The sequence below is a fragment of the Streptomyces sp. NPDC002513 genome, assembly GCF_053595355.1.
This window is the reverse complement of the sequence record NZ_JBSFXK010000119.1, coordinates 1-6,357: the sequence shown is the minus strand read 5'-3', so window position 1 is coordinate 6,357 and position 6,357 is coordinate 1. Positions and strand designations below refer to the sequence as shown.

The window sequence follows — 6,357 nt, the reverse complement described above, 5'->3', positions numbered from 1 at the left end:
GTACTCACCCGAGAGACTCTCTCAGGCTTTCCTCCGGGCGCTTCCCTTCGGTGTTTCCGACTCTATCAGATCTTTTTCCGATCCGATTTCCTCGGTGCTTTCCGGCCTTTCGGCCTTCCGGCGGTCTCGACTTTACCAGATCCCTTGGGCTCTTTCCGATCCCTGCAGGTCCTGATCCCCAGTCAACCGGGGTTGTCCTCCCGGCCCTTGGGCCGTTCCGACGAGTGAGACTTTAGCGGATTCCGTGCTCCCGAGCTAATCGGGGGCTGCGTCCTCGCAAAAGCTTCGAACGCGGATTCCTCATTCCGAAAATACGCACACCGAAGCCCACGGCGAGACAACGCCGATGATCGGTAGGTACCTGCGGGATGGCTGTCCGGGGACCGACCGGAGTCGGCGCTCACGCCGGACAACCCGGAGTACTTTACGGACCGGTCCGGGGTGTGTCAACTCCGTTCCGTACCGCTCCCGACAGGCGTAACCTCCTGGTCATGACTTCGCGTACGTGCAACCGACAGTGGTGGGCCGCCTGACGGCGGCCGGACTCACGTATGCGTTCAACGGCCGCCGCTTCGGCGGCCGTTGACATATCTCCTCCACGGGGGCGGCCGGCCGACAGCGGCGGTCCCGACCAGAGGGTGGAGAGATGACACGGGTCTTCAGCGGGGTCAAGCCGACCGGGCACCTGACGCTGGGCAACTACCTGGGGGCCATGCGGCGGTGGGCCGACGTGGACCAGCACCGCTCCGACGCGCTCTTCTGCGTCGTCGATCTGCACGCCCTGACCGTGGACCACGATCCGGCACGGGTGCGCAGGCTCAGCCGCCAGGCGACGACACTGCTGCTGGCGGCGGGACTCGACCCCGACCTGTGCACGGTGTTCGTGCAGAGCCATGTGGACGAGCACGCGCGGTTGTCGTACCTGCTGGAGTGCGTGGCCACCGACGGCGAGATGCGGCGGATGATCCAGTACAAGGAGAAGTCCGCGCGCGAGCGGGAGCGGGGTGGGAGTGTCCGGCTGTCGCTGCTGACGTATCCCGTGCTGATGGCGGCGGACATCCTGGCGTACGGGACCGACGAAGTGCCCGTGGGAGACGACCAGACCCAGCATGTGGAGCTGACCCGGGATCTGGCGGTGCGGTTCAACCAGCGGTACGGGCTCACGTTCACGGTGCCCCGGGCGACCCGCCCCGAGGTGGGGGCCAGGGTCATGAACCTCCAGGACCCGGCCTCGAAGATGGGGAAGTCGGACGACTCGGGGCCGGGGATCGTCTATCTGCTCGACGAGCCGGACGTGGTGCGGAAGAAGGTCATGCGGGCCGTGACGGACAGCGGCTCGGACGTCGTGTACGACCGGGAGGCACGGCCCGGGGTGGCGAACCTGCTGGAGATCCTGGCCGCCTGTGAAGGGGGCGACCCCGAGAAGCTGAGCGGTGCCTACGGGTCGTACGGCCCCCTGAAGAAGGACACCGCGGAGGCCGTGGTCGAGCTGCTGCGGCCGGTGCAGGAGCGGCACAAGGAACTGTGCGCGGATCCCGGGTATGTGGACGGGGTGCTGCGGGCCGGTGCGGAGCGGGCCAGAGGGATGGCCAGGCCGCAGGTGGACGCGGCGTACCGGGCGATCGGATTGCTGCCGGCCGGGTGAGGGACCGCTGCCCACCGCCGGCCTCCCGGCGGTGGGCACGCGTGTCAGCTGTTGCCGGACGCCAGCTCGCGGCTGCGGTCGCGAGCCGCCTCCAGCGCGGCGATCAGGGCCGCTCGTACCCCGTGGTTCTCCAGTTCGCGGATGGCGTTGATCGTCGTACCGGCCGGGGAGGTGACGTTCTCGCGGAGCTTGACCGGGTGCTCGCCGCTGTCGCGGAGCATCACCGCCGCGCCGATCGCGGACTGGACGATCAGCTCGTGGGCCTTGTCGCGGGGCAGGCCGAGCAGAATGCCGGCGTCGGTCATGGCCTCGACCAGGTAGAAGAAGTAGGCCGGGCCCGAGCCGGACAGGGCGGTGCAGGCGTCCTGCTGGGACTCGGGGACGCGGAGTGTCTTGCCGACGGCTCCGAAGATCTCCTCGGTGTGGGCGAGGTGGGCCTCGGTGGCGTGGCTGCCGGCCGAGATGACGGACATGGCCTCGTCGACGAGGGCGGGGGTGTTCGTCATGACGCGCACCACCGGGGTGCCGGCGGTGAGGCGTGCCTCGAAGAAGGAGGTGGGGATGCCGGCGGCGCCGCTGATGACCAGACGGTCGGCGGGGACGTGCGGCGCGAGTTCGTCGAGGAGCGTGCCCATGTCCTGGGGCTTGACGGTGAGGATGAGCGTGTCGGCGGTCTTCGCGGCCTCGGCGTTGGAGACCGGGGTGACGCCGTGGCGGCTGCGGAGCTCCTCGGCCCGTTCCCGGCGGCGGGCGGTGACCAGCAGGTCGGCGGGGGCCCAACCGGCTCGGATCATTCCGCTGAGCAGGGCCTCGCCGATCTTTCCGGTACCGAGGACTGCGACTTTCTGGGTCATGGTGCGGTGCCCTCCGGGGGTTGCGTCGTCCGGGTTCATCCTCGCACCGGGGTGGGCGGGCGGGGCGGGTTGTCCGGTGGGCGGGACACCGGCCGTCGCCCATGCCTGTGTTCATGGCCGTGGCTGTGGCTGTGCGGGCGTCTGGCCGTCTGGCCGTGCCCTCGGCCGTGGCTATGCCGTGCGTCGCCTGAGGGTCGCCGCTCCCAGCCCGAGCACCAGGAGCGCGCAGCCCCCGACGATCAGGGCGTCCCTGACGAACGCGGTCGTCATGTCCGTATGGCGGAGGACCTCGTTCATGCCGTCCACCGCGTACGACATCGGCAGGACGTCGGAGAGCGCGGTCAGCACGGGGTGCATGTCCGTCCGGGGGGTGAACAGGCCGCAGAGCAGGAGTTGGGGGAAGATCACCGCCGGCATGAACTGGACCGCCTGGAACTCCGAGGCGGCGAAGGCCGAGACGAAGAGGCCGAGGGCCGTGCCGAGCAGGGCGTCGAGCAGGGCCACCAGCAGGAGCAGCCAGGGCGAGCCGGTGACGTCCAGGCCGAGGAACCAGACCGACAGGGCGGTGGCCAGGGCGGACTGGATGATCGCGAGCGTGCCGAAGGCGAGGGCGTAGCCCGCGATCAGGTCGGCCTTGCCGAGCGGCATCGCGAGGAGGCGCTCCAGGGTGCCGGAGGTGCGTTCGCGCAGGGTCGCGATGGACGTCACCAGGAACATCGTGATCAGCGGGAAGATCCCGAGGAGCGAGGCTCCGATCGAGTCGAAGGTGCGCGGGCTGCCGTCGAAGACGTAGCGGAGCAGGATCAGCATCAGGCACGGGACGACCAGCATCAGCGCGATGGTGCGCGGGTCGTGGCGGAGTTGCCGCAGCACGCGGGCGGCCGTGGCCGTCGCGCGGGAGAAGGTGAGGGCCCTCCCGGCCGGGTGGGCGGTGGCCGGGGTCATCGGACCGTCTCCTTCTCTGCCGTCCGCTGCGCCGACGCCTCGCCCACGAGATGCAGGAACGCGTCTTCGACCGTCTCCGCGCCGGTACGGGTGCGCAGGGCTTCCGGGGTGTCGTCGGCGAGCAGTTCTCCCTGCCGCAACAGCAGGAGGCGGTGGCAGCGCTCGGCCTCGTCCATGACGTGCGAGGAGACGAGGAGGGTGGCGCCGCGGTCGGCCGCGAGGCGGTGGAAGAGGGCCCAGAGGTCGCGGCGCAGGACCGGGTCGAGGCCGACCGTGGGTTCGTCGAGGACCAGGAGTTCCGGCGTGCCGAGCAGCGCGACCGCGAGGGAGACGCGGCTGCGCTGGCCGCCGGAGAGGTTGCCGGCGAGGGAGTCGGCGTGCGAGGTGAGGTCGACGTCGGCGATGGCCCGGGTGACGTTGTGGTGACGGCGGTCGGCGGCGGCGCGGCCCGGGTCCAGGATCGCGGCGAAGTAGTCGAGGTTCTGGCGGATCGTCAGGTCGCCGTAGACGGAGGGCGCCTGGGTGACGTAACCGATGCGGGAGCGCAGGGGGGTGGAGCCGGCGGGGAGGCCGAGGACCTCCAGGGTGCCGGTGACCTTGGCCTGGGTGCCGACGATCGCGCGCATGAGGGTCGACTTGCCGCTGCCGGACGGGCCGAGCAGTCCGGTGATCAGGCCCCGGGGCACGGTGAAGCCGAGGCGGCGCAGGACCGTGCGGGTGCCGCGGTGGACGGTGAGTCCCTCGGCGTGGACGGCGGGAGCAGCGGGGGCGGAGGGCGGCGCCTCGGGGCCGGGCGGGTGCGCACGGCGATTATTCATCATGCGATGAATATGGCGCGCGAGGGATCGGCCGTCAAGGGGCGGCGGGCTCCGGCGGAGGGCTCCGGGCGGGCGCCCGGACCGGTGGGCGCCGGGGCGATGCGGCAACACTGCGCGGGCGCATGCGCTCGGTGCGGCCGCCTGACCCGCGCCCGGCGGCTTCGGCCCGGCTCGGGCAGGCGACGGGTGTCTACGGGCGTCGCGCCACGATCAGGAGCACGTCGTAGACCTCCTCCACGAAGCCGTCCGGGAAGGACTCGAGGAGGCGCTCCCGTTCCTCGGCGAGGAAGGTACGGGTGCCCTCCTCGCCGTGGACGAGGAAGAGCGAGTGGCTGCCGATGTTGGCGAGGTGGAGGTCGACGGGCACCGTACGGCTCCAGCGCACCACGCGGTGGGTGTGGGCCGGGACCTCGGGGGCGCCCTCGAAGGCGAGTTCGGTACGGGTGCCGCCGGCGCCGTTCTTGGTGGCCTGCTCGGTGCCGAAGTACCGCTTGATGCGGTCCGCCTGCGCCGCGATCCAGGGCACGTCCGGGGCGTCCCTGTTCCACCACAGCGCGAGCGCGCCGCCCGGGCGCAGCACACGCAGGGCCTCCGGGACCGAGCGGGCGGGGTCGGTCCAGTGCCAGGCCTGGGCGTAGGTGAGGAAGTCGGCGGAGGCGGTGGCGAGCGGGAGGGCGTTGCCGTCGCCGCGCAGCAGGGGGACGTCGGCAAGGACGCGGCGGAACTGGGCCGCCATGCCGTCGCCGGGCTCGATCCCGAGGACCCGCGCGCCTCTGGCCTTCAGCAGGGCGGTGGCGATGCCGGTGCCGGCGCCGACGTCCACGACGCGGGCGCCGGTGAGGGGACGGCCGGCGAGTTCCTCCAGCGCGTCGAAGAGGACGGGCGGGTAGGAGGGGCGGTTGGCGGCGTACTGGGCCGCGGCGTCGTTGAACGAGCGGGCTCGCAGGGAGCGGGAGGGCGCGGTCATACGTCCATGGTGGCGCTCCGCGGGTGGCCGGCACAGCGGCTTTCCCGGGGAAGCCGGGTGCCGCGAGGACGGCCGCGGGTCAGGAGCGCCGCTTGCGGGCCGGGTTTCCCGTGCGGCGCGACGCACGCTTGTCCTGGGCGGCGCGGGCCTTGTCGTACTCCTCGCGGTGCAGCTTCTCGCCGGGGGCCTCGGTCAGCGAACGGACGAAGTAGGCGCACAACGAGCCGAGGAATCCGATCGCGAGCAGGCCGCGGAGGGAGGACTGGCGGTCGGGGTCGGGGCGCTTGGTGAAGGCGCCCCAGGTGTGGCCGAACGCCAGCGCGGTGCAGACCGCGAACATCACCACGACGATCAGGGTCACGGGTGCGCCGACGTCGGCGATCTGCAGGCCCTGGTAGGCGATGCGCAGCACGAGGCAGGAGACGGCGGCAGCCAGGAGCGAGCCGACGGCCACCGCGGCGCGGCGGGCGCCGTAGCCGCCGTCGTGGTCCACCCAGGTCGTGCCGAAGAAGCGGATCGGTTCGGGGCGGGGCCCGCGGTGGCTGTCCGGAGTGCCGTTCTCGTCGCTCACGCGTCGATTATCACCCCGGTGGCGGACCCGGCCCCGCCACCGTCCGGCTCAGCCGCAGCGCGGGGCGACGTAGCCGTCGCTGCCGGTGTGCACATAGGCGTCCGAGACGTACCCGCCGTCGCCGATGCTGTCCCAGATGTTGCTCGTGCCGTACGAACCGGTGACCGTCGTGCCCGGCGTCTGGCAGTAGATCGGCACCTTGGCGCCCTCGGGCAGGAGCCGGACGACGTCGTAGCCGGTGCCCGGACCGCTGCGGACCTTGAGCTGGACGCCCGGGGCCACCGCGTAGTAGCGCACGGCCGCGGCGGTCGCGGCGGGCCCCGCCACGCCGTCGTCGTGGGCCTCTCCGACACGGTCGACAGACATGGAAAACCTCCCCCGTTGAGCCCCATGACCGTCATGGGGTCCCGTTCATTCCCCCGTGTCACACCACGAAACCCCGTGTGTGACACGCACGCGGAGGCTAGTGCCAAGGCCGTTCAGTTTGTGGGTGGGTGGGGTTTGTCAAGGTAGCCGCGAGCTGTGGTTTCGCCGGACATGAGGAGCGGAGCCCCGGT

7 protein-coding genes are annotated in these 6,357 nt (G+C 71.5%); 1 reads left to right on the top strand and 6 read right to left on the bottom strand.

Annotated elements, in window-relative coordinates:
* Positions 1-646 precede the first annotated feature (646 nt).
* Positions 647-1,645, top strand: coding sequence for a tryptophan--tRNA ligase (gene trpS, locus ACWD5Q_RS34880; RefSeq protein WP_451431088.1), 999 nt, complete (start codon positions 647-649; stop codon positions 1,643-1,645).
* Positions 1,646-1,689: 44 nt separating this feature from the next.
* On the opposite strand, the gene proC is transcribed toward trpS, so the two are convergent.
* From proC to ACWD5Q_RS34850, 6 genes are all read right to left on the bottom strand, one after another.
* Positions 1,690-2,499 carry a pyrroline-5-carboxylate reductase gene (proC, locus tag ACWD5Q_RS34875; RefSeq protein WP_451431087.1) on the bottom strand — a complete coding sequence of 270 codons (810 nt, stop codon included), beginning with the start codon at positions 2,497-2,499 and terminating at the stop codon, positions 1,690-1,692.
* A 171-nt stretch (positions 2,500-2,670) separates the two neighbouring features.
* Positions 2,671-3,444: an ABC transporter permease gene (locus ACWD5Q_RS34870; RefSeq protein ID WP_451431086.1), complete on the bottom strand. Its 774-nt coding sequence runs from the start codon at positions 3,442-3,444 to the stop codon at positions 2,671-2,673.
* Positions 3,441-4,265 carry an ABC transporter ATP-binding protein gene (locus tag ACWD5Q_RS34865; RefSeq protein WP_451431085.1) on the bottom strand — a complete coding sequence of 275 codons (825 nt, stop codon included), beginning with the start codon at positions 4,263-4,265 and terminating at the stop codon, positions 3,441-3,443. The genes ACWD5Q_RS34870 and ACWD5Q_RS34865 overlap by 4 nt, the downstream gene beginning before the upstream one ends.
* Positions 4,266-4,452: 187 nt before the next feature.
* Positions 4,453-5,229, bottom strand: coding sequence for a class I SAM-dependent methyltransferase (locus tag ACWD5Q_RS34860; RefSeq protein ID WP_451431084.1), 777 nt, complete (start codon positions 5,227-5,229; stop codon positions 4,453-4,455).
* A 79-nt stretch (positions 5,230-5,308) separates the two neighbouring features.
* Positions 5,309-5,800, bottom strand: a complete 492-nt coding sequence (locus ACWD5Q_RS34855; RefSeq protein ID WP_451431083.1) for an EamA/RhaT family transporter — start codon at positions 5,798-5,800, stop codon at positions 5,309-5,311.
* 48 nt (positions 5,801-5,848) lie between these two features.
* The gene (locus tag ACWD5Q_RS34850; RefSeq protein WP_451431082.1) at positions 5,849-6,166 is read right to left on the bottom strand and encodes an SH3 domain-containing protein; all 318 of its coding nucleotides are present in this window, start codon (positions 6,164-6,166) and stop codon (positions 5,849-5,851) included.
* Positions 6,167-6,357 lie beyond the last annotated feature (191 nt).